The 22,010-nt window shown below is 47.4% G+C and carries 16 protein-coding genes; 5 read left to right on the top strand and 11 right to left on the bottom strand.

All coding sequences use genetic code 11. The features are described 5' to 3' along the window. Nucleotides 1–106 precede the first annotated feature (106 nt). The 3 genes from fdhF (KDN34_RS04585) to KDN34_RS04575 all read right to left on the bottom strand — a co-directional run bounded on the left by fdhF (KDN34_RS04585) (nt 107) and on the right by KDN34_RS04575 (nt 4,453). Nucleotides 107–2,281, bottom strand: coding sequence for a formate dehydrogenase subunit alpha (gene fdhF, locus KDN34_RS04585; RefSeq protein ID WP_212595741.1), 2,175 nt, complete (start codon nt 2,279–2,281; stop codon nt 107–109). A 22-nt stretch (nt 2,282–2,303) separates the two neighbouring features. Next, nucleotides 2,304–2,849 carry an electron transport protein HydN gene (gene hydN / locus KDN34_RS04580; protein ID WP_212595740.1) on the bottom strand — a complete coding sequence of 182 codons (546 nt, stop codon included), beginning with the start codon at nt 2,847–2,849 and terminating at the stop codon, nt 2,304–2,306. A gap of 314 nt (nt 2,850–3,163) precedes the next feature. Beyond that, the gene (locus tag KDN34_RS04575; RefSeq protein WP_212595739.1) at nt 3,164–4,453 is read right to left on the bottom strand and encodes an MFS transporter; all 1,290 of its coding nucleotides are present in this window, start codon (nt 4,451–4,453) and stop codon (nt 3,164–3,166) included. A 114-nt stretch (nt 4,454–4,567) separates the two neighbouring features. Here KDN34_RS04575 and KDN34_RS04570 point away from each other — a divergent pair, with 114 nt between their 5' ends. Together KDN34_RS04570 and KDN34_RS04565 are read left to right on the top strand one after the other, a co-directional pair. Beyond that, complete coding sequence (locus tag KDN34_RS04570) at nt 4,568–5,482, top strand: LysR substrate-binding domain-containing protein (protein ID WP_212595738.1); 915 nt, start codon at nt 4,568–4,570, stop codon at nt 5,480–5,482. Nucleotides 5,483–5,575: 93 nt separating this feature from the next. Continuing rightward, nucleotides 5,576–6,499: a dienelactone hydrolase family protein gene (locus KDN34_RS04565; RefSeq protein WP_212595737.1), complete on the top strand. Its 924-nt coding sequence runs from the start codon at nt 5,576–5,578 to the stop codon at nt 6,497–6,499. Nucleotides 6,500–6,749: 250 nt separating this feature from the next. Here the strand turns inward: KDN34_RS04565 and KDN34_RS04560 are convergent, their stop codons facing one another. Then, a complete protein-coding gene (locus KDN34_RS04560; protein WP_212595736.1) occupies nt 6,750–9,089 on the bottom strand; it encodes an OmcA/MtrC family decaheme c-type cytochrome in 2,340 nt (779 codons plus the stop codon). Nucleotides 9,090–10,471: 1,382 nt separating this feature from the next. Between KDN34_RS04560 and KDN34_RS04555 the strand changes: the two genes are divergently transcribed. Both KDN34_RS04555 and KDN34_RS04550 read left to right on the top strand, forming a co-directional pair. Beyond that, the gene (locus tag KDN34_RS04555; RefSeq protein ID WP_212595735.1) at nt 10,472–11,404 is read left to right on the top strand and encodes an AEC family transporter; all 933 of its coding nucleotides are present in this window, start codon (nt 10,472–10,474) and stop codon (nt 11,402–11,404) included. A 157-nt stretch (nt 11,405–11,561) separates the two neighbouring features. Further along, nucleotides 11,562–12,173, top strand: coding sequence for a Yip1 family protein (locus tag KDN34_RS04550; RefSeq protein WP_212595734.1), 612 nt, complete (start codon nt 11,562–11,564; stop codon nt 12,171–12,173). 78 nt (nt 12,174–12,251) lie between these two features. Here the strand turns inward: KDN34_RS04550 and KDN34_RS04545 are convergent, their stop codons facing one another. From KDN34_RS04545 to KDN34_RS04525, 5 genes are all read right to left on the bottom strand, one after another. Continuing rightward, nucleotides 12,252–12,905, bottom strand: a complete 654-nt coding sequence (locus tag KDN34_RS04545; RefSeq protein WP_212595733.1) for a DsbA family protein — start codon at nt 12,903–12,905, stop codon at nt 12,252–12,254. 145 nt (nt 12,906–13,050) lie between these two features. Beyond that, a complete protein-coding gene (locus KDN34_RS04540; RefSeq protein WP_212595732.1) occupies nt 13,051–13,233 on the bottom strand; it encodes a hypothetical protein in 183 nt (60 codons plus the stop codon). A gap of 129 nt (nt 13,234–13,362) precedes the next feature. Next, the gene (locus KDN34_RS04535) at nt 13,363–13,824 is read right to left on the bottom strand and encodes a DUF6491 family protein (protein ID WP_212595731.1); all 462 of its coding nucleotides are present in this window, start codon (nt 13,822–13,824) and stop codon (nt 13,363–13,365) included. A 51-nt stretch (nt 13,825–13,875) separates the two neighbouring features. After that, complete coding sequence (locus KDN34_RS04530) at nt 13,876–14,253, bottom strand: DUF1622 domain-containing protein (RefSeq protein WP_212595730.1); 378 nt, start codon at nt 14,251–14,253, stop codon at nt 13,876–13,878. A 442-nt stretch (nt 14,254–14,695) separates the two neighbouring features. Further along, nucleotides 14,696–15,100, bottom strand: coding sequence for a hypothetical protein (locus tag KDN34_RS04525; RefSeq protein WP_212595729.1), 405 nt, complete (start codon nt 15,098–15,100; stop codon nt 14,696–14,698). A 410-nt stretch (nt 15,101–15,510) separates the two neighbouring features. Between KDN34_RS04525 and KDN34_RS04520 the strand changes: the two genes are divergently transcribed. After that, on the top strand, nt 15,511–16,623 hold the full coding sequence (locus KDN34_RS04520) for an iron-containing alcohol dehydrogenase family protein (protein WP_212595728.1): 1,113 nt from the start codon (nt 15,511–15,513) through the stop codon (nt 16,621–16,623). Between the two features lie 131 nt (nt 16,624–16,754). Here the strand turns inward: KDN34_RS04520 and KDN34_RS04515 are convergent, their stop codons facing one another. Then, the gene (locus KDN34_RS04515; RefSeq protein ID WP_212595727.1) at nt 16,755–19,082 is read right to left on the bottom strand and encodes an outer membrane beta-barrel protein; all 2,328 of its coding nucleotides are present in this window, start codon (nt 19,080–19,082) and stop codon (nt 16,755–16,757) included. Nucleotides 19,083–19,813: 731 nt separating this feature from the next. Continuing rightward, complete coding sequence (fdhF, locus tag KDN34_RS04510) at nt 19,814–21,991, bottom strand: formate dehydrogenase subunit alpha (RefSeq protein WP_212595726.1); 2,178 nt, start codon at nt 21,989–21,991, stop codon at nt 19,814–19,816. Nucleotides 21,992–22,010 lie beyond the last annotated feature (19 nt).

The following is a 22,010-nucleotide window of genomic DNA, read 5'->3' as shown; positions in this document are numbered from 1 at the left end:
TTTTCAGCAAACAGCGAAGAGCCGTCAGCCCTGTGGGCGGCTCACAAAAAAGGGATCGTTACCGATCCCTTTGGCTTTTGACGTTGATGTAGTTTTGCATACTACTTTATGCAGTGATGGCCGCTGGCCTGGCGTCCTCCACAGCATTGCGTAAGCGAGCTTTCATCTCGCTGTAAATCTGTGCCGCATAGCTCTCGGCCCAGTTCTGATCCTCGATAGCACTGACGTTCACCGCACAGTACTTGGTTTCTGGTGTTTTCGACGTAGGGTCGAGGTTATCCTGAGTCAACTCATTACAGGCACCAATCCACCATTGATATGTCATATACACAGCGCCGCGGTTGATGCGATCGCTCACGCTGGCACGGCTGATAACTTTGCCTCGCCGTGACGCAACCCACACCAGTTGTTGATCTTTGATGCCAAGTGCCTGAGCATCGGCAGGATTGATGTTGACCAACCCGGGTTCATCCGCCAATGTTTTCAAGGCGGCACAGTTACCTGTCATGGAGCGGCAGGAATAGTGTCCAACTTCACGTACAGTACACAGTACCAGCGGGAACGCTTCGTCGGTCAGCTCTGCCGGTTTGCGCCATTGGGTGGCAAACAGTTGCCCTTTGCCAGATGGCGTCGCAAATTTGTTGTCGGTGTACAGCAGCGGAGTACCTGGATGGTCAAGAGTCGGACATGGCCACTGTACGTGGCCGAATTCCCCCATCTTCTCGTAAGTCACGCCGTAATAGAGTGGGCATAGTTCACGCAGTTCATCCCAAATCTGCTGATTAGTGTCGTAGTGCATGGGGTAGCCCATTTCCGTCGCAATCAGCGAGATGATGTCCCAATCACGTTTGACGTTGTATTTAGGCTCAATGGCTTTCTCAAAACGTTGGAATCCGCGGTCAGCACAGGTGAATACGCCGCCATGCTCTCCCCAGGAGGTGGCAGGTAAAATGACATCGGCGACTTCGGCGGTTTTGGTCATGAAGATGTCCTGTACCACCAGAAAATCCAATGCATCGATCCCTTTACGTACCAGGCTTAAATCAGCTTCGGTCTGTAACGGATCTTCCCCCATGATGTAGTATGCCTTGACCTTACCTTCCAGTGCCAGATGTGGCACGTCAGTGATGCGAACCCCCACTTCTTTATCCATGGATTCGGGATCTATGCCCCAAGCCTTGGCAAATTTGGCGCGGATTGCGGCATCGGTGACTTTCTGATAACCCGGGAATAAGTCAGGCAGTACGCCCATATCACAGCCGCCCTGCACATTATTCTGACCACGGACCGGTGCAACACCGGCACCGCTACGGCCAAGATTGCCAGTAAGCAATGCTAAGGTTGACAGGCTCTTAACGGTTTCTGTTCCCTGTCCAAACTGCGTCACCCCCATGCCCCAGCATATCACCGATGCCGGAGATGCAGCATAAGTACGCATGGCCTGACGCACTTCCTGGGCACTCACACCGGTAATAGGTTCGACTTTTTCCGGCGCATAATCCTTCACGACATCCCAGAGGCTATCGAAACCTTCGGTATATTTGGCGACGTAGTCCTTGTCGTAGAGATTTTCTTCCAGCAAGGTGTAGATGAAGGCATTGACCAGGGTGACGTTACAACCGTTATTCAGCTGCAGATGTTGATCGGCAATGCGCGCGGCTTCGATTCGCCGAGGATCACACACGATGATCTTGGCACCATTCTGTTTCGCCTTAACGATACGCCGCGCCACAATCGGGTGAGAATCCGCACTGTTGTAACCAAAGATCAGCAGGCATTTAGCCTGTTCCAGATCCTCAATGGAAACACTCATGGCACCGTTGCCTAAAGTTTCCCGCAACCCGGCCACCGATGGACCGTGACAGACACGGGCACAGCAGTCTACGTTATTGCTGCCGAGCACCGCGCGGGTAAACTTTTGCATCACAAAATTGGATTCATTACCGGTACCGCGTGATGAGCCAGTGGTCATGATGGCACGAGCACCGTATTGCTGTTTAATTTCCGTCAGGCGTTTAGCGACATATTTGATCGCTTCATGCCAAGATACCGTTTCGAAGGGACCGCCCTTATGACGGCGGATCATCGGTTCACGAAGGCGTGGGGTTAGCAGCTTAGTATCATTGAGAAAATCCCAGCCATAATAGCCCTTGAGGCACAATTCACTCTGGTTAGTGGCGCCTTCTGCGGCTTCAGCGCGAATAATCCGGCCGTTATCTACGACCAGTTTCATTTTGCAGCCCGCACCACAGTACGGACACACTGTTGTGACTTTTTCCATTGTTTCTCTACCTTTAGAAGTACTAAACACAGAACTGGGCACCGTTATCCAGTGCGGTTCGTCTGCGTTTATCTGCACTCAGCATTGCCAAATCGTCACGATCGACACATCTGAGCGCCTCGGTCGGACAAACCTCGATACAGGCCGGGCCTTCTGGGCGGTCGTAGCAAAGGTCGCATTTGTTTGCCTGGGCTCTTTCCCGCAGGACATTGACGGCTGCGCCTGTGTTGCGCACTACCGGGTAGGTCACCACATCTATCACGCCATACGGACAAGCCACCACACAAGTTTTGCAACCGATACAGCGTTGCTGCTGTACTTGCACAAAACCGTGGGCGCGGGTGATAGCATTATTTGGGCAGACATTGGCGCAAGGAGCATCTTCACACTGACGACATTGGGTCGCGGTGCTGATGTTGCCCCCTTTTACAACATGGATTCGAGGAGTGAAATTCACGGCACTGAGTGCAGTGACGTTTCCGTCGGCACGATGGGCAACAGCACAGGCCACCTCGCAAGTGCGGCATCCTATACATTTGTTAGCATCGGCAACAATAAAGCTGTTCATAGTACTCTCCAGTTGTATACAAGCGTGAAGTCCCTGTTCTCGCAAAGCGTCTTGTCATACAAAAGGGGATAACCATAATCCATGCCAAAAATATTTGTCATTAAATACAGTTAGTTATTAAAATTACTCCTAAAATGACAGACACATTAAGCCTTAATTCGTCATGTCATTTCGACAAAACTGTCGAAAGTGTCAGTTATCACCCAAGGAGAGAAAGGAATGCGCGGCGTGGGAATATTGCTGAGAAAGATTAGCAGGATGGAAGGTGGCAATACTCACCACAGCCTTAAACAGGCTGTGGTGTTACAAGCAGATTAAAGCACTTGATGAGCGGCATGCTTTTCACGCCAGACACCGGCGTATATCAACAACAGACCTGCGATGGCATAACTGCCGGTAAACATGACCACGGCTGGCCAGCCACCGTGCTGCCAGAACCAACCACCAACTGAGCCTGAAATACTGGAGCCCATGTAATAAAACAGCAGGTAAAGTGACGATGCGTGACCTTTGGCAGTCTTAGCCGCCGCCCCAACTGCACTGCTTGCGACGGAATGGCCGACAAAGAAACCAGTGGTGACCAAGGCGACGCCACAAATAATACCGATGATAGGTGTCATCAGCGTTAATAAAGCGCCCGCCAACATCAACGCAAATGCCGCGATCAACAATGGTGTTCTGCCAAACTTATCCGCCAGGCTACCGGCCATTGATGAAGACACAATACCAAACGCAAATGCCAAAAAGATAAAGCTTACTTGAGTCTGGTTAAAGCCGTAAGGCTCACCGGTCAGTCGGAAGGTGGAGTAGTTGAACAGGGTGACGAAAACACTGATCAACATAAAGCCGATAATATAGAGCTTAATCAGTTTGATATTCTGCAGGTGGGTTTTCCAGGATTGCAGATGAAATGACAGGTTGAGACCTGGCTTTCTGACAAAATGGCGAGACGCAGGCAACAACATCAAAAAGCCGATAGCAGACAACAAACAGAGTGCGCCGAGCACGCCCATCGCTACGCGCCAGGAAGCAATTTCAGTTAACAGCCCCATACTGACGCGACCCATCATCGCCCCAAATGCCACACCGCCAACATATAACCCCATCGCCTTGCCCAAATCCTTCGGGTCAATTTCTTCGGCTAACCAAGCCATAGCCACTGCGGGTACGCCCCCCAGCACCAGCCCTTCCAGGGACCTAGCCAATAACACACCATGCCATTCAGGCAGTACCGCTACGACACAGTTCAGCACGGCGGCCAATGCCATAGAGCAAAACATTAAGCCTTTGCGCCCCATCGCCTGAGAAAACGCGCCAGCAAGGACAATGGCAAAGGATAAAAAGCCGGTGGTGACAGATAGCGCCAGCGAACTTTGGGTCGGACTGATACCAAAGCTCGTTGCAAAATCTGGCAGCAAAGGCTGTACACAATAAATCAGCGAAAAGCTGGCAAAACCGGCAAGGAATAACGCTATTCCTGCGCGAGTATAGGCTTTGGAGCCTTTTTTGATATACGCGTGGGCATCATCGCTGGCGACGGGCTCAGCGACTGAACTGGGGGCAACATTCGTGCTTTGTGTTTCGATTGGGGTACTACTGTTCATAATATTGACGGCAAATTAAACGTTACGGCTGTTAAATTAACGCTATTTTATTCATCACCAATTGATAGTTCTAATATATAATAAATCACATGTTGATATGTTTTATGTATAGCCATGGAATTACGCCATATTCGTTACTTTCTGGCGATTGCCGAAGAGAAAAACTTCACACGGGCAGCATTAAAGCTGAATATTGCGCAGCCCCCGTTAAGTCAGCAAATCAAAGATCTGGAATATGAACTTGGTACGCCATTATTCCACCGCACTCCGCATGGCGCGGAGTTAACCGATGCGGGAAAAGTGTTTCTGGAGGCCGTTAAAACGTTGCCAAGCCAGCTCCGTCAGGCAAAAGATGCCGTCCAAAGAGCCGCCAAAGGTGAGACCGGTAAACTACGTTTGGGGGTCACCGGTACAGCCGCGTTGCATCCAGCAATCCCTGCGGTGATCCGGCAGTTTCGTCGTCGGTATCCTGACGTTGAACTTACCATTGAGGAAGCCAACTCTCTGGCTTTGGCCGATGGAATGCTGAGTGATCGCCTTGATGCAGCCATACTGCGCCCATCGGATCCCGATCCCAAGACACTGACGATAGAGCATTTTCTTACAGAACAGTTGGTCATCGCCCTGCCCTCAGCGCATCCACTGGCGCGTGAAGGTAATGCGCTGAACATGCTGGCGTTACAACACGAACCTTTCATCATGACGCCGCGTTCACTGGCCGTCAGCTTACATGATGCCGTCGTAGCCGTTTGCCATGCCGCGGGTTTTGAGCCAATTGAGGGACAACCGGCGCCACAGATCGCCTCGATTTTATCTATGGTATCGGCAGAACTGGGAATTTCACTGGTCCCAGAATCGATGCGGCAGTTAAGTGTAAAGGGCGTAGTGTTTAGAACCATCAACGACACCGCCTCTCAAGTGGAACTGGCCGTTGCCTATCCGACAAAGCATCCATCACAACCAGCATTGAATTTTGCCGCGGTCGTTAGACAGCAGAAACAAGCCAGAGAAGCGTTGATGGGAGAATAAAAAAAGCCACATCAAGTATTTTTAACTGCTGATAATTTCGCCTAAGCTGAAGCATTGCAATTGAGATTGTCCATCATTGGAAGGAGCCAAACTATGTCCACCAGTTCACACCGGACTATCACGCACGCTTCAGTGCGAGATATCCCACAAGAAGCATTCGATTGGTATGACGAATATGCCCATGGCATTATCGATCGCAGAGAATTCATGCGACGACTTGCGGGTCTCACCGTGCTCGGATTTAGCATGACCACATTAACGTCTGCGCTTCTTCCCAATTATGCCTTGGCTGAACAGGTCAATTTTAATGATCCACAGATCAAAGCCAGTTATCAGTTCTTTGACTCGCCCAAAGGCTACGGTAAAGGTCGAGGTTATTTGGTTACCCCCAACGAGATTACCGCACCGTTACCCACAGTTTTAGTCGTGCATGAAAATCGAGGGCTTAACCCTTATATCGAGGATGTGGCAAGACGGCTCGCGAAAAGTGGCTTTATTGCCTTTGCCCCCGATGCATTATTTCCGCTTGGGGGTTATCCGGGTAACGATGACGCTGGCAGAACGATGCAGGCCAGTATGGATAAAGCCAAGATAGAAGAAGACTTTATCGCCGCCGCCCAGTTCATCAAAAAACACCCGCAGAGTAACGGAAAGCTGGGGGCTGTCGGTTTCTGTTTTGGGGGTTATATCGTTAACATGTTAGCCGCCACTATCCCTGACGAACTCGCTGCAGCAGTGCCCTTTTACGGGACACCTGCTGCTGAAAGTCTACGTGCAAACGTTAAAGGGCCACTGCTATTACATTTTGCGGAACTGGATAGTCGAGTCAATGCCACCTGGCCGGATTACGAGAAAGTTTTACAGGCCCATCAAGTACCTTATCAGGCGTATCTGTATCCCAAGGTAAATCACGGATTTCATAACGATTCTACTGGTCGTTACAATGAAGCAATGGCGGAGCTGGCGTGGGGGCGCACGCTGCAGTTTTTCAATTTGCATTTGAACGTGATGGCGTAATGTCAATCCATAAAAAAACAGCCTTTACAGGCTGTTTTTTATGGAAGGAGCCAAGGACTACTGACTGTTACATCTAACCTCATTTACGTTTCTCCTGAGCACTTACTCATTAAGCATTTATTCGAGTGAACAGGGGACGCTGTCAATGCAAACAATGCTTTGGAGTCACGTCACCAGGGTATTTACAGCTTTCTGAAGGGCCCCCCCCAAAAGGGGAGCCCTTAGCAGAACATAGTCCCTGGCAAATTACTTACTGCATCTTATGGAACTGGTCGATACCGAAGGACTTACCAATCGCGTGACAGGTTGAGCAAGACTCAACTGGCAAAACAGAACTGGTATTAGCGTCTTCAGCCATTATCGCACCATTTGAACTGAAGTGGGCAGCAGCAGACTGGCTGGTATGACAGCTACGGCATGATTCAGCTACCGGTGAAACATAATAAGTGGTATCGTCCTTAGTAAACGCATCAAACGTACCATCAGCATTACTATCAGTTGAAACCGCGATAGAAGATTTACCTGAAGTCAGGCCACCATCATCAGCAAAGAAAGTCGCGCCATCTTTGTGACATGCAGTACAGTCGTTTGAAACACCTGGATAACCAACAACATTACCGTCAGCATCTTTATAGATTCCGCCAATTTCGTCGAAGTTACCATTGTGGAAACGGTGAGCTACTGTTACTAAATCACGGTTACCAAAGGTTACGCCAGTAGTTACTGTATTACCGTCATCACCTAGATAAACAACATCGGGGTGGTGTGTTGCAGGCAACTTGTTGTTATGGCAGTCCATACATTGATCGAAGGTATAAGCGCCATGTCTGTAGCCCTTGATGTAGTCCAGAGAGTCGTGGCAAGCATTACATTTAGCTTCAGTTACAGAGATTCGGTCGGCATCGACAAAGCGAGCTGAAACTGCGTCACCACCATCTAAATCGAAGAAGGCTACAGTTGAAGAAGCGCCAACAGGATCTTCATCATCAAACATGTAGTCAATGGTATCATCGCCACAAGCCACAATTTCTTCGTCAGAGCTTACGCAGAAGTTAGCTTCTGTACCAACATAGATAGTACCAGTTGCCTGTGCATCTGTGACTGTAGCAGTCAGACTCAGAACTCCGTCAGCCAGAGTACCGCTTGTCAGGGCTGGACGGGAAGTCCAAGCAGTGACTTCACCATTGCTGTCAACGTTACCCATCAGTGTAGAAGCTTTTGCCAGCACAGATAGATCTGCTACGTCAGCTAATGTCGCGCCATTAAAGGTAACGTTTGCTTTGATAGTTACATCTTGCATACCAGCAGTAGCAGACGCCGCTTTGGTAGCGCTGGTAAATTCAACGGTCAGCAATGGAGAAACTTCTGCACGCTTACCGACTTTGTGAGCCTCTACAGGAGATAATGCTCCTGTTGCGTGGCAAGAAGAACATTGAGTGTCATCAGCCTGAGCAAGAGTATAGCTAGAGTGACCTTCGCCGGTTGTGAAGTCGATGTTAGAGTGACAGCCACCACAAGCCGCACGGGTAGGCTCATCTTTCCAAGTAGTCATACCTTCGTCGGTGCTATGACAAACAGTACATTGATCCAAAGGTGCTGGATATGCAATGTCAGCCCATCTGTCGGCTTGTACGAAACCGTATGTAGCCAATTCTACCAAATGTTCACCACCATGTGCCCGGTGGATCATCGCAGGCATATCGTAAACTAAACCAGCCGCTGCATCTTCAGCATCTGGCTGATTTCCAGGGTTGTGGCAAACAACGCAATATTGTTCACCCTGGTAGTTACTGTGTGGCCCCATACTAGCAATGTTGCCAGTATCGCTACTTTGACCATGACACTTCATACAAACCGCATTTGGAACGGTATCTTTACCTGTACTTTCAACCACTTCTCCAGTAGATGGAATATAGTCAAGTACGGGTGACAACACTTTTCCGCTAATAGCATTGCCATCAGCATCGGTCAGATTGTACAACCGCATGAATACACGGTGAGGCGCAGTCAGATCATCGCTAGCATTCATGATCGGTGCGGCGGTATCGGTATAAGTCCAAGTACCGGTATAGGTACCCAGGTTGTCTGGGTCTTCTACCAGAGTACAAGCTTCACCTGTGACTCCACGAGAAGAATATGTGCCATCCAGAGTACAGTACATAGATGAGCCATTGCCCGCAGCCCAACCATTATTCACCCATTCGGTAGATGGGCCATCACCTGTCGCATTAGGCATGGCAGTAGCTGAGTAGATAGCTATTTGACTTAACCCAGTCAAAGGCTTATCAACCCCCGCCTGGTTTTTAGCTGTTACACTGAATTTAAGCGCAAAAGTACCATCACCAGCCAGCGTATTGTCTGCTGGTTCAATGGTGAAAGTTACGTCAGCCGCCTTGTAAATTGTGGTTACGACTGAACCTGCGTCCAGACCGTCTTTACCATCAGTGCCATTGGTACCGTCAGTACCATTAGTACCGTCAGTACCATTTACACCGTCTTTTCCATCGCTGCCATCAAATGTACAGGCAGACAGCCCGAACACGCCCAGCAGGACTAACGCGAGTAATGACTTCTTATGATTTTTCATCATTGCGTCCCTTGTTAAGTATATTTATTACATACGAGGAACTGTGTCGTATCAGATACCTGCTTCATACCAGCGAAGTACGCCAACATACATGTCTGCGTTATTCCTGAAATAAGATGTAGGTTTGCTTATAAGGTGTCTACAAAATGTGTATTAATAAGCATATCTTCAACAGACACACTCCTGTTGCAAATACACTATACCCATTTGTAAGTACTAATTTAATTTTGCGATAACGAATTGTGAACTCAAGGCTAAATTACACAATCTGAAATATTCAATTTCAGATGTATTATTTTCAAAAAATGTAATTAATGAGTAACAGAGAGATACGCTAGAAATATCAAAAATGACTCAAGAAAGCGCGAAGCACTATACAGTAATGACTGGGGACGCATCAATAGCAGACCAACAATTATTTTTACAACAGCTATTTAGCAATCAATAATTAATTAAATTATGGCAAGCTAAATCAATATTAGTGATTGTAAATTTGATTTCATACCAAGAGACAAGAAACGATAAAAGCAATGATGCCATTGCAATAATCAAACACGAAAATACAAGAATTATTAATTGCATTTTTATTGTTATTTTTCAGTAAATTAAAAAATAAATTATGTGTAACAAAAATGCTTTTACGATAAATTATGGGAAAGCTATAAATAGATAAATTTTTAATATAGTATATTTGTATTTTATAATAATTTTTCATGATTATTACCATCAAGATATTTTCACTTAGTTTTATCAGAAATACGCTGTTAACCAATGAAAAATGGGGGCCCACAAAAATCACATTGCATACATTGTATGTGACAGACATCACCGTGACTCTATGACAAAATTTACCTTAATGGATGAAATATTAATTCAATCTTAAATCTTATATTGATGACAACCATTACAGGTAACTCTCTATTTTTAATATGCAACCCGCGTATCTACGGTTCTACTTCACATCCACATCTAAAATAATTATCTAACGAAGATGCTGTAGAAAACTTGAGATCCATTAACAACGGAATACTGCAAGGATGTTTATGTCATGCGCTAACTGGCTAGGTTGTAAGGATGAATAGTGCCAAACTGCCTATGAAAAGTTGAAATTGAATTTCACGGGATCATATTGCACTGAAATGGTGATATATGCTGTACGGCTAATGACAAAATAAAGAAACTAACCACTATCATGCTGTAGTGAATTTGACACCTGATTAATGATGGCAACCGCACCTTTCGACACCCGTCATTCCTTTTCGCACTCGCTTTTGAGTTCAATACGTATGTAACTACATACGCGGTATATGATTTTTAATTTGCTCTGATATGATGAAGCATTCCCTAAATTAAGGTCTACTCCCCTCACTACACAAGGACCGCAAATGTTCGGCTTTATTACTAACACCTTGTTGCCTGTGCTTATTTTATTGTTGATGGGGTGGGTATTTTTTCGCATTAAAATGCTCAATGAGGGGTTTATCGAAGCGGGTTCGAAACTGGTATTCAATGTGGCTTTGCCCGCATTACTGTTTCTCTCGATCAGTCAGGCTGATTTTTCCCATGCAGCTAATGTCAAATTAATTGCCACCGGCGCGGCGGCGACGACCACATTTTTCTTATTGCTGATGCTGTTCTGCCACTTCAGCGTCACACCGCCAAATGCCCGAGGAGTGGTCATTCAGGGCGGCTTTCGCGCAAACATGGGCATTATTGGGCTTGCTTACTGCGCCAATACCTACGGAAGTAATGGTTTAGCCGCAGCGGCGGTGTACCTAGGCTGTATTACCATACTGTTTAACGTGTTATCTGTTTTTGTACTGAATTTTTATCTGGACGGCAAACGTTCACTTATCCAACACATTAAAGGCATCATAACCAATCCGTTGATCATCGGCATTCTGCTGGCTTTACCTATCTCTTATTGGCAAGTGCACTTACCCGAAGTATTACTCAGAACAGGCAAGTATTTCTCTCAATTAACCTTACCACTGGCGTTGATCTGTACTGGCGCATCGTTGCAATTTCGCTCTTTCAGCGCAGATTGGTTTAATATAGGTATCAGCACGTTATGTAAGTGCTTGTTGTATCCAGGGTTTATGGTGCTCTGTGCCTTCCTTATGGGGTTTCGTGGAACCAATCTCGGGATTGTTTTACTGCTGTCTATTGCGCCCACGGCTGCAGCCAGTTACGTGATGGTACGGTACCTTGGCGGAGATCATCGCCTTGCCGCCAGTATTATTGCCGTGACCACTTTAGTTTCATTGCCAGTAACAGCGGCAGCCTTTGGTACCTTATCGATGTTGAAACTGATTTGATGCACTATCGGCCTCCCCTGAACTGCACCCATCTTGAGTGGTGCCATTGCAACTTGGCAAATTGCCCTTCTTTGGCCTCTCTGACTACACTTATTGATGTAGATCAATTTTTGAGCAACAGATATCCTTCTGCTGCCTGAAAACAGAGAGGTCTGATATGAGTAATCATGTATGGGGACTCTTGCTGCATCCGGAACATGAATGGCGCAGCATCAACGCCGAACATGAGACTGTTAGTCATATGTATGCCCACCATATTTTATGGATGGCGGCGGTGCCAGTGTTGAGTTCTTTAATCGGTACTACCCAATTTGGCTGGACGTTCGGGGGAGAAGAATCTTATAAAGTTTCACTGCTAAACGGCTTTGCACTGGGCATCGCTTTCTATGCATTGATCTTGTTAGCGGTTGGTGTTGTCGGCAGTATTATCCACTGGCTAGCGCGAAAAATCCCTAATCGCCCCAGTCGCCGCGAATGTATTATTTTTGCGGGATATACGGCCACACCAATGTTTCTCAGTGGCATTTTTGCGATTTACCCCATTTATTGGTTATGTCTTTTGGCCCTGATTGTCGGGGTATTGTACACCGCTTATCTACTGTATACCGGGACACCCAGTTTTCTCAGTATCAGCCATAAAAAGGGATTTATTCTGTCAGGTGTGACTTTAGGGATCGGTGTACTGGTGTTAGAAGTGCTGCTATCTGTCGTGGTTATGCTGTGGAGTATGGGCTCAGAAAACAGTGTGATTTGGTATTTCTTCCGCTGACCAATTGCCAGTTCTAACAAAAAAGGGACAACCGCTAGTAATAAGCTGAGTTTGTCCCTTTTTTATGTTCAAAACCGCCTAGTTGTGCTGCGTTTTTTCCACCAGATAATTCATTAACGCTTCGAAGCGGGCTTGTGGATCTTTTGCCTGAGTTATCGATGCCAACGTCATAATGTACTGACCGCCAACCAGAAAAGTGGGGACACCTTTGATGCCCAAAGCTTCCTGATCTTGGTACGCCGCAGACAAGTTTTCAAGCGTAGCGTCACTGTCCATCGCTTTATAAAACTTATCAGCATCAATATGGTGTTGCGTCAGGAAAGGCTTAAGATCTTCCTTATCGGGAAGCCGCCGTTCTGAACCAGCAAGATTATGATAAAACTCCATAATCTTATAAATCAGCTCACCGTTACCGGTCTCTTGTAACGCATAGAACACATGCGCATCAAACACCCAACGGTCCTTGCCAATCGCCGGACGGCGCACAAACTTTACCTTGGGGTGCTCATGTTCATAGTGTTCAATAATCGGATTCATTGCCTGACAATGTGGGCAACCTAACCACAAATACTCAATCACATAAGGTTGTTTTACACCGGGAACTTTTACCACCGGTTTAACTGTAATGAAATCCTGCCCTTCTTTAAATGACTGGTCTTCAGCGCGGGCGATAGCGCTGACACTGACTACCGCCAAGAGCAAGCTGGCTAACAACACAAGATGACGTTTCATACAACTACACTTTCCCAAAAAACATAAGCCTTGATAGTGCCTAAAGATAAGCATCAATTCCAGTAATAAATACAATAAAAACATTAACATCTGTTAAGCCAAGCGATGACTACTGGTTAGCATCAACGAACGACTACAACTGATACTAGTTTTGCTGTATCGGATGCTCTGTTTTGGGAATATCAGACACATCAATATCGCCGCCTTTAGCTTTTCCTTTCACAGTGACTGAAGTGCCGTGAGGGGACACTTCTGCGCCAACCTCTAGAGGATTCCAGCTACACCCTTCGACCAATATCAGACTGATAAAGGCCACTGCCATTTTCACCAAAATTTACCTCCAGATATCACTGCTTGCCTAACAAGACGTAAGAATTGCCATCTATCAATGCTCATTTTGAATTCAGACCACTAAACTGATGTTTTATCCGTGTACCTTAGCAATCTGTTATCGCCGTTACTTCCCAACTTGCTCAGCGTTACTTGCCGCTGTCGGAAGCTGACCAATATTCATGATCTGCGTTACCTGTTCCTTTGTCAGAGGGTAAATCGCATCGATACGGCAACGAATAGGTAAAGCCTGAGGCCCCCCACTGAGCGAATCACTGCGTGAGTCAAACATCAATGAATCGAATTGATACAACTGGATCCAGTTAGCATAACGCAGCCCAGTACAGGCATTACGTAATGAGATCAGATAATCCCGATTGAACTGTCCGGTGATGATCAGGTGGGTTTCAGTAAGCTCCTTCCAACCGCTTAGTTTGAATCGCTTTATACTGCGCACACTTTCCAATTTATGGGTCACGATATATTGCTGATAGGCCTTATCCTTGTCACTGTCCGACATCTGATTGCCAGAAGAGGCACACCCAGTCAACCACAGGGTCACTATCATAAGCAGCACTATCCGTTTCATATTTTTTCCTTTATCTCAGGCATTACATGACGATATCCAAGCATTAACGCCTCAATGAATACCGGCTTGTGGATTATTGACATTCTGTTCCTGCACGCTGCGACGCCAAGGTAATCGACCTTCCAGTTCCACTTGTAATGCCATGCTAAGAAAGGTTCGGATCAGCACAATTAAGCCCAAAATGAGGACGCCCTGCATCGTGGGTTTAACAGCCACGGTACGTATGATGTCAGCGGCGACCAACAGCTCCAACCCCAGCAAGATACCACGGCCAATATCCTGTCTTAATTGCCGATACGTATCAGTGGACTGTCCGATAGATTGCACAAATTTATATGCCGCAATTAACAACCCAAACACGATAACGATCACTCCGGCAGCGTCGATCACTAAGCCAACGGTTTCTACAGTCGATGTAAACGATAGCATCGGCTTTCTCCCTTATTAGGTGGGGTGCCATGCTCCCAATAACCGCTGCTTATATTTCTGCCGGAAGTCTCGGAGGAAGCACCAGATTAACCTAGTTTTTCACACAGTAAACACTATTAAAACGCTAGCTTAAGTTTAGTCACAGCCAGCGCCTAACTTTTAGAAATTGAGAGATGACGCTCCCGTTTAAAAACTAGAGTGGTTATGTGAAAAGGAAAAATGGCGATAACTGCTGAGTCTTTGTGCTTGAATGATTCAGGCTAGCCATGCGGCCAGATGTTGTAATGGAAAACTTCCTGCGCTTGGCATTGCTTATTTTTGCCGCCGCTTCTTTGCCATTGATGACGGCATAACGAGGCTATCTGCTGTCATCGCGGATGCCAGGCATCCACAATAATGAACGACGATGCGGTAACCTTATAATTTAATATCAATAGGTTAATTATTTTTCAACCGTTTGACATGTCATCGGTTGCGCAAAAATATCCGCCTTAAACATGCCGATATTTTCCTTGATATCCAACACAATAAACACATTGGTTCGCCTGGATGTAACGCCAACCCATTCGGCATCGGCTTCGGTGATCGATAAAAACGGCGATGTCGAAAGGACTGCACCTTGTCCTTGATAGCATCCTGAATAGATACAGATATCAAAGTTGCCGGCTGAGTCAAACGCGACAGAAACCGGCTTAGTGTTGTCATCACCTTTGGCACCAAACGTCGAACAGCCATCGGCTGGGGTGCATCTGCTCTCAAAGTCTATCTGGCAGTCCCATGACTGCGCCTGCACACCGGTTATGCACCAAAGTAAAAGTGTCAACGTCATCAGGAATTTCATCAACATCGGCTGCTGCGCTCCATATGATAGGCAATTAACCTTTTTGCTTCTGATACCGCGTTGCTTGCATGAACAGCGCAACCTGAATCTATCCAAAAACAGTGACAAAAAAATTGTCAGTTGCGTGCGATTGTTATACGGTTTGGTGCAGTTTAGGAGTGTCAGTAGTTTCCTCCGCACCAACCGCTGCGAAGAGTTGAGTTCAATTAGCCCCATAAACGGCAAGTCAGAACCCCATCTCTGCGTACTTCCTGAAACGCTACAGGAAGGAAGTTTGACGCAAACACCCCTCTCGGCTGATGGTTGTTTTCATGGTAGTGCATTTGATTATCAAGTAATTGATAAAAATCTTATTAATTTCAATCAACAATCAGCTATTTAAATCGGAAGTAACAGATAGCAAGCAGGATCAGAAGATGTCAAACCAAACCATTTACCTTCCCAACTATACTGTTGGTGAAAATGCCTACGACAAAATTTCATATATCACCGCACCTTATGGCAACAAGGCCGTGGTTATTGGCGGTGAAATTGCGATGTCAAAAGCAAAGCACGCCCTTATTGATGGGGTAGTAAACACCCCAGTCTCCTTGTTGGGATTTCTCTGGTATGGTGGTAACGCAACGATGGAAAATGTTCATCGTCTGCAAGCAGAAACTTTGGTGCAGGAAGCTGACATGCTGTTTGCCGTGGGTGGCGGTCGTGCTTGTGATACAGTCAAAGTATTAGGTGCGTTGCTGAACAAACCGGTTTTTACCTTTCCAACCCTTGCTTCAAACTGCGCGGCCTGCACCTCTTTGAGCGTGATCTATCACGAGGATGGCTCATTTAAGGATTATTCTTACCAAAATCATCCACCACTACATACGTTTATCAATACCAAGATTATTGCCGAATCGCCTGCAGCGCTATTTTGGGCAGGCATCGGTGACGCGCTCAGTAAAGAATATGAAGTTGAATATAGCTGCCGCGAAAAGAACTTGTCACACCTGTCACTGTTGGGGTTGGGGATCGCCAAAACTTGTACTTCGCCGCTGTTACAACATGGCGAAAAAGCGCTGGATGACTGCCGCAATAACCGGGTGTCGGCCGAACTGGAAGAGGTGGTGCTGGACATCATTATGCTCACCGGCATTGTGTCCAACTGCACTGTGCATATCAGCGATCAGATTGCGCCAGCCGATCAATATTACTACAACAGCTCATTGGCACATTGTGTGTATTACGGCAGCTCGTTGATCCCGGCTTGTGAGTCCCATTTGCATGGCGAAATCGTCGCCTTTGGTGTGCTTTGCCTGCTGAAATACGACAACAATATTGACGAATTTGAACGTGTTCTCGCTTTCAATAAAGCGTTGGGACTGCCAACCACGATGGCAGATATTGGTTTGACCGAAGCTGACTTACCCGTTGTGGCTCACAAAGCGGCATCAGTGATTGAATGGCGCTACGCCCCAGGCAAACCAACCAAGGAAAAATTCATTGAGGCGATAGTAGAAACCGACCGTGTTGGACAAGCACATAAGTAACTAAAAGGCGTCGCAAGCTAATAGCGACGCCTTTGACTTTTCCACGGCTGCGGCTTACGCCGATAACGCTATAAAATTACGGTGCGCAGCAGACAGGGAAACATCATTTCGGTGTTTCCCTGTTGCTATGACTAGTAGTTGAAAATCACACTGAGTCTGGCAGTTGTGCCGCTGTAAAGATTATTCACGACCCGACTTTCTTCACCTTGATACGACCGGTCAGGCGTATTCAGCACATTATTCAACGCCAGGCGGGTACTCCATTGCTGGTCAAAGTGCCAGGTAAATGACTGATTCCATACTAATACGGCTTCACGAATAGTATCTTGCGCTGCCGACTGCCCCACATCATCTACCGCCTTGCTCTGCCAAGAAAATTGCGAAGCATACTGCCATTTTTCGTCCGCCAGCAGCAGGTTCAGCGCTAGACGATGCTTAGCCCGTTCAGGCATGACAATCGTGCGATCGCCGAGGTTTGCCTCAGAATCCGAATAAACGTAGGAAAGTTGAACATCCGCAGATGCAACGACCGGGAAATCAAAGCCGTATGACCAAAAGGCTTGAAGCCCGCGGATATAACCGTCCTTACCATTTTCGACCCGCGTGACATCGTAAACGATACCGTCCAATGCCTCGGTGGTGACAGAGTCATAGAAAAAGTTGGAGACCTCATTGTAATAAACCCCAGCAACTAACTGACCCTCATCGGCATATTGGTATTCCAACCCGGCATACACATTACGAATGGAGGTTGCTTCCAGATCAGGCGACCCTTCGCTGATCTCACGTGTTGGCTGGTTGATACGACGATAGCGTACAGTATCGTAATACTGTGGTCGCATCAGCTGCTCGAAGTACGCCATTTTTAGCTTCAGATCTGCATTAACCTTGTAGCGCAATTCCAGCGATGGCAATACATGTTGGTAACTGTTTTCCCCCTCCACAAATGCCGCATCAAAACTGTCAAAGGTCTCTGCAACGGTTTCGCCATTTAACGTCAGACTGGTAATGGCTTCCCCTTCCGAGGTGATGTCCATTTCTGGAGGACCACTGACAGCGCCGCGCGTATTGGTCTTAGTGCGTTCAACGCGTAACCCCATACGCCAAAACCAATTATTCAGCTGTTGATAAGCGTTAACATAGGCTGAACCCACCGTTTCTTCGCTGGTGTAGAGATTCTGAATCGACTGCAGAAATGATTGTTCCAAATCCAGTGCAAACTGGCTACTTTGGTTTGCCTGAAAGTACGCCTGACTCTGAGCGTAATCCAGCGCTGTCGGCAACAGGTAGTCACCATTCATAATAGAGATTGCGCCGTTGTTGCCAATCACATCCTGCAAATTAAAGCTGTCGGATGTTGCATTATAAACCAATGTTTCGTTTACGTTATTTCGCTTTTTATTGCGCCAGTCAACCCCGGCGCCTACCCAGACAACCTTGTCAGCCAAGGTAAGTTTACGATCCCAATCGACAATAAATGCATAATCTGTATCAGTAGTCGTCGTGAGCGAAGGTCGATAATTGGCAAAGACGGAATTGCTCACGTCATATAAATCGATATTACCGGCGATCGATTCCGGCAAATAACGGTTGTCGATGTTATAGCTGGACGAGACATTTTTGTCGATGAAGTTCCAGGGTTGCCAAAGCACCCGGTTCACCCAGTGACTGTAATACATCCCCACTTCAGTAGAACCGTTTTCGCCATCGATAGATAAGTCGAGGCGGTGACGATTGATGTCACGGGCGGTTTGGGTTTGATGGAAGTAACGACGTAATTGGCTAGAGGCGATAGATGCCTCACTGATGGTACTGCCATCACTGCCAAGGACTGCATCACTGACACTACCGACACCATTTTGAAATTCCAGACGGTCGCGTGTCGAGGTGTCATCGTAGTTTGTCGACATGCCTTCATAGGTTAATCGGACATTGTCTTGTAGTGTGTAATCAGCACGCCAGCGCATATCTAAACTGGTAGTGTCGAAGGTGTCGCGGCTATAGCGCGGAAAACCCAGCAGCATGGTATCTTTGTCGGATAATGCCGGTTCACTGACCGCCAACCATCTTGCCTGATATAAATCGACGATGCGCTTAGAGGCATTTTGCTGGACTTGAAACTGCAGACTTAACGGGCCAAAACTCTTCGCCAGATCCAGACTGCCTCCGGGGACCACATCTTCAGCGATGTCCTGATAGTTAAGATTACCTTCTACTCTGATGCTGGATGCCTCTTTTGGCCCGGTTGGCAAACTGAACTGCGAGCGAAAATCGACACCTTCAGCATCTGAAGTCGCCCCATAAAAATCGCCCGGAGGCCCCATGGTCTGGTATTCAGAGGCGATCGGGTTGCGTTTCAATAAGATCCGGTCACGCTCACGTGAACTTTGATTGGTTGCATCTTCAGTGGACTTGGTGGCAGTTGTCGATTCCTCAGCATACGCAACCGACTGTGCCAACAAACATAGAACACAAACAGTTATCCGAGAAAACAGCAGGGATGTAACACAATTACTCGAAGGCTGAAGACCATTTTGGTCTGGTCGGGGTGCAGTAGTCATCAGGTACCTTAAAAAGAATAAAACACACAGCAAACTAATTAAGATTTAGATGCAAGGTAAGGGACTCAGCGTTGCTGATGTCCATATCGCCACGTAGTACGTGTTACGCGCGTAACCCTAAGCCATCGCATTCATCGATCAATGTTGTTGTTATGTATAGTTAAAATAATTTTATCGTTATATTTCACGCATATTTTTATGGTTAACGTCTTCCAGCCATAATCCGGTTACCTGCCGTTAATAGCCCCCGTGGCAGACCGTGTGGAATACGGCCGTTAGTCTACTTTGATTAACCTTTCGTTGAAAATAGCTAACTAACCATTAACAGTTTTTTCAATATTAAAAGTAAATTATCTACAAAAATTACATTACTTTTATGTGTATTTTTCAACCAATGAGGTTTATTCGGTAATGATTTTCAATCATTTTAGTGATTTGTTAGTGGACAGCATGATGCAAAGGCACCATTGATATGATCGCTATCGGCGCAGCAGCATAGCCACGCAGTGAGTCGCCTAAAGAGATTTAGAGTGGACACGAGGCTAGAAAAAAGGGGACAGCGAACTGTCCCCAAAAGTTAAGTGTGAGTATTAACGTGTTAACGCATATCAAACAACATGGTGTGGCGCTTAAATTGCCACGGATGCCGGTTTGGCATTCTCTACTGCACTGCGCAGACGCGCTTTCAGATCCTGATAGATCTGTTCAGCATGGTTCTCTGCCCAGCTCTGGTCGTCAATCGAACTCAGGGTAACCGCACAGTACTTGGTCTCAGGCGTGTTAGTAACCGGGTCCATATTTTCCTGTGTCAGTTCGTTACAAGCACCGACCCACCATTGGTAAGTCATGTACACTGCCCCACGATTGACGCGTTCGTTAAAGTTAGCGCGGGTAATGACCTTGCCGCGACGTGACTCAACCCATACCAGCGCCTGATCCTTAATCCCCAGTTGCCGTGCATTATCCGGATGGATCTGTACAAAACCGGGTTCATCCGCCAGCGCTTTCAGGGCCGCACAGTTACCGCTCATAGAACGGCAAGAGTAATGACCAACCTCACGCACGGTACTCAGTACCAGCGGATAATCCGGCGTTGTCAGCTCGCCCGGTTTACGCCACTCGTGAGTCAGCAGTTGCCCTTTTCCAGAGGGCGCTGCGGTGAACTTCAGATCTGTGTACAGTATCGGAGTACCTGGGTGATCCAAGGTCGGACATGGCCACTGAATATGCCCCAGTTCGCCCATCTTCTCGTAGGTCACACCGTAGTACATCGGACACAGCCCTCTGAGTTCGTCCCAGATCTGCTGATCGTTATCGTAGTGCATCGGGTAGCCCATCTCGGTGGCAATCAAGGAGATGATTTCCCAGTCACGTTTGACGTTGTACTTCGGTTCCACCGCTTTGTTGAAACGTTGGAAACCACGGTCGCAGCAGGTATAGACACCGCTATGCTCACCCCAGGAGGTCGCCGGCAGGATCACATCGGCCACTTCGGCGGTCTTGGTCATGAAGATGTCCTGAACCACCAGTAAGTCGAGCGCTTCTAGGCCCTTGCGAACCGAACTGCTATCGGCTTCGGTTTGCATCGGGTCTTCACCCATGATGTAGTAGGCTTTGACTTTACCTTCCATCGCCAAATGTGGAACCAGTGACAAACGCACCCCAGGCTGTGGATCCATCGTCGCCGGGTCGATACCCCAGGCTTTGGCGAATTTTTCGCGGATAGCTGGGTCAGCCACTGACTGATAGCCAGGGAACAGATCCGGCAGTGCCCCCATATCACAAGCGCCCTGAACGTTGTTTTGTCCACGCACCGGCGCCACACCAGCCCCCTCGCGACCAAGATTGCCTGTCAGCAATGCCAACGCCGCCAGACTTTTCACTGTTTCAGTGCCCTGACCGAACTGAGTTACGCCCATGCCCCACATGATGACTGCAGATTCTGCACTGGCGTAGGTACGCATGGCTTGGCGAACTTGCTGCGCAGGCACACCGGTAGCGTCTTCTACCGCTTCAGGCGCATAATCCTTCACCACATCCCACAGGCCTTCAAAACCTTCGGTGTATTTGGCGACAAACTCTTTGTTGTACAGTTCTTCGTCAATCAGGGTGTAGATAAAGGCATTAATCAATGCCATGTTGCTGCCGTTATGTAACTGCAGGAACTGATCAGCAATACGTGCGGTTTCAATCTTGCGTGGGTCACACACTACGATTTTGGCGCCCTTCTGACGGGCTTTGACAATACGTCGTGCCACAATCGGATGAGAATCCGCACCGTTATAACCGAACACAAACAAACATTTTGAATTTTCAATATCGTCCAACGAGACGCTCATAGCGCCGTTGCCCAATGTAGCGCGCAGACCTGCGACGGATGGGCCGTGTCAGACACGTGCGCAACAATCGACGTTATTAGTGCCGATCACTGCGCGAGCAAATTTTTGCATGACATAGTTGGTTTCGTTACCTGTACCACGGGAAGAACCTGTAGTCATGATGGAACGCGGACCATACTTCTCTTTTATTTCTGAAAAACGTTTGGCGACGAATTTAATCGCTTCGTCCCAGGACACGGTTTCAAACGGCGCCCCTTTACTGCGACGGATCATCGGCTCGCGCAGACGCGGTGTCAGCAGTTTAGTGTCATTGAGGAAGTCCCAGCCATAATAGCCTTTGAGACACAATTCCCCCTGGTTGGTGTAGCCATTTGCGGCCTCGGCGCGGATAATCTTGCCGTTATCCACCACCAGATTCATCTTGCATCCCGCTCCGCAATACGGGCATACAACGGTTGCTTTTTCCATAGTTATCTACCTTTACCAG

It is taken from the genome of Shewanella yunxiaonensis (assembly GCF_018223345.1).
Lineage (GTDB): Bacteria > Pseudomonadota > Gammaproteobacteria > Enterobacterales > Shewanellaceae > Shewanella > Shewanella yunxiaonensis.
Note: the sequence above shows the minus strand (reverse complement) of the source record. Positions and strands in the feature narration are given on the sequence as shown.

Coding starts and splice junctions, on each gene's coding strand:
- fdhF (WP_212595741.1), bottom strand. CDS start 2,281: ATGGAAAAAGTCACAACAGTGTGTCCGTACTGTGGTGCGGGCTGCAAA.
- hydN (WP_212595740.1), bottom strand. CDS start 2,849: ATGAACAGCTTTATTGTTGCCGATGCTAACAAATGTATAGGATGCCGC.
- KDN34_RS04575 (WP_212595739.1), bottom strand. CDS start 4,453: ATGAACAGTAGTACCCCAATCGAAACACAAAGCACGAATGTTGCCCCC.
- KDN34_RS04570 (WP_212595738.1), top strand. CDS start 4,568: ATGGAATTACGCCATATTCGTTACTTTCTGGCGATTGCCGAAGAGAAA.
- KDN34_RS04565 (WP_212595737.1), top strand. CDS start 5,576: ATGTCCACCAGTTCACACCGGACTATCACGCACGCTTCAGTGCGAGAT.
- KDN34_RS04560 (WP_212595736.1), bottom strand. CDS start 9,089: ATGATGAAAAATCATAAGAAGTCATTACTCGCGTTAGTCCTGCTGGGC.
- KDN34_RS04555 (WP_212595735.1), top strand. CDS start 10,472: ATGTTCGGCTTTATTACTAACACCTTGTTGCCTGTGCTTATTTTATTG.
- KDN34_RS04550 (WP_212595734.1), top strand. CDS start 11,562: ATGAGTAATCATGTATGGGGACTCTTGCTGCATCCGGAACATGAATGG.
- KDN34_RS04545 (WP_212595733.1), bottom strand. CDS start 12,905: ATGAAACGTCATCTTGTGTTGTTAGCCAGCTTGCTCTTGGCGGTAGTC.
- KDN34_RS04535 (WP_212595731.1), bottom strand. CDS start 13,824: ATGAAACGGATAGTGCTGCTTATGATAGTGACCCTGTGGTTGACTGGG.
- KDN34_RS04530 (WP_212595730.1), bottom strand. CDS start 14,253: ATGCTATCGTTTACATCGACTGTAGAAACCGTTGGCTTAGTGATCGAC.
- KDN34_RS04525 (WP_212595729.1), bottom strand. CDS start 15,100: ATGTTGATGAAATTCCTGATGACGTTGACACTTTTACTTTGGTGCATA.
- KDN34_RS04520 (WP_212595728.1), top strand. CDS start 15,511: ATGTCAAACCAAACCATTTACCTTCCCAACTATACTGTTGGTGAAAAT.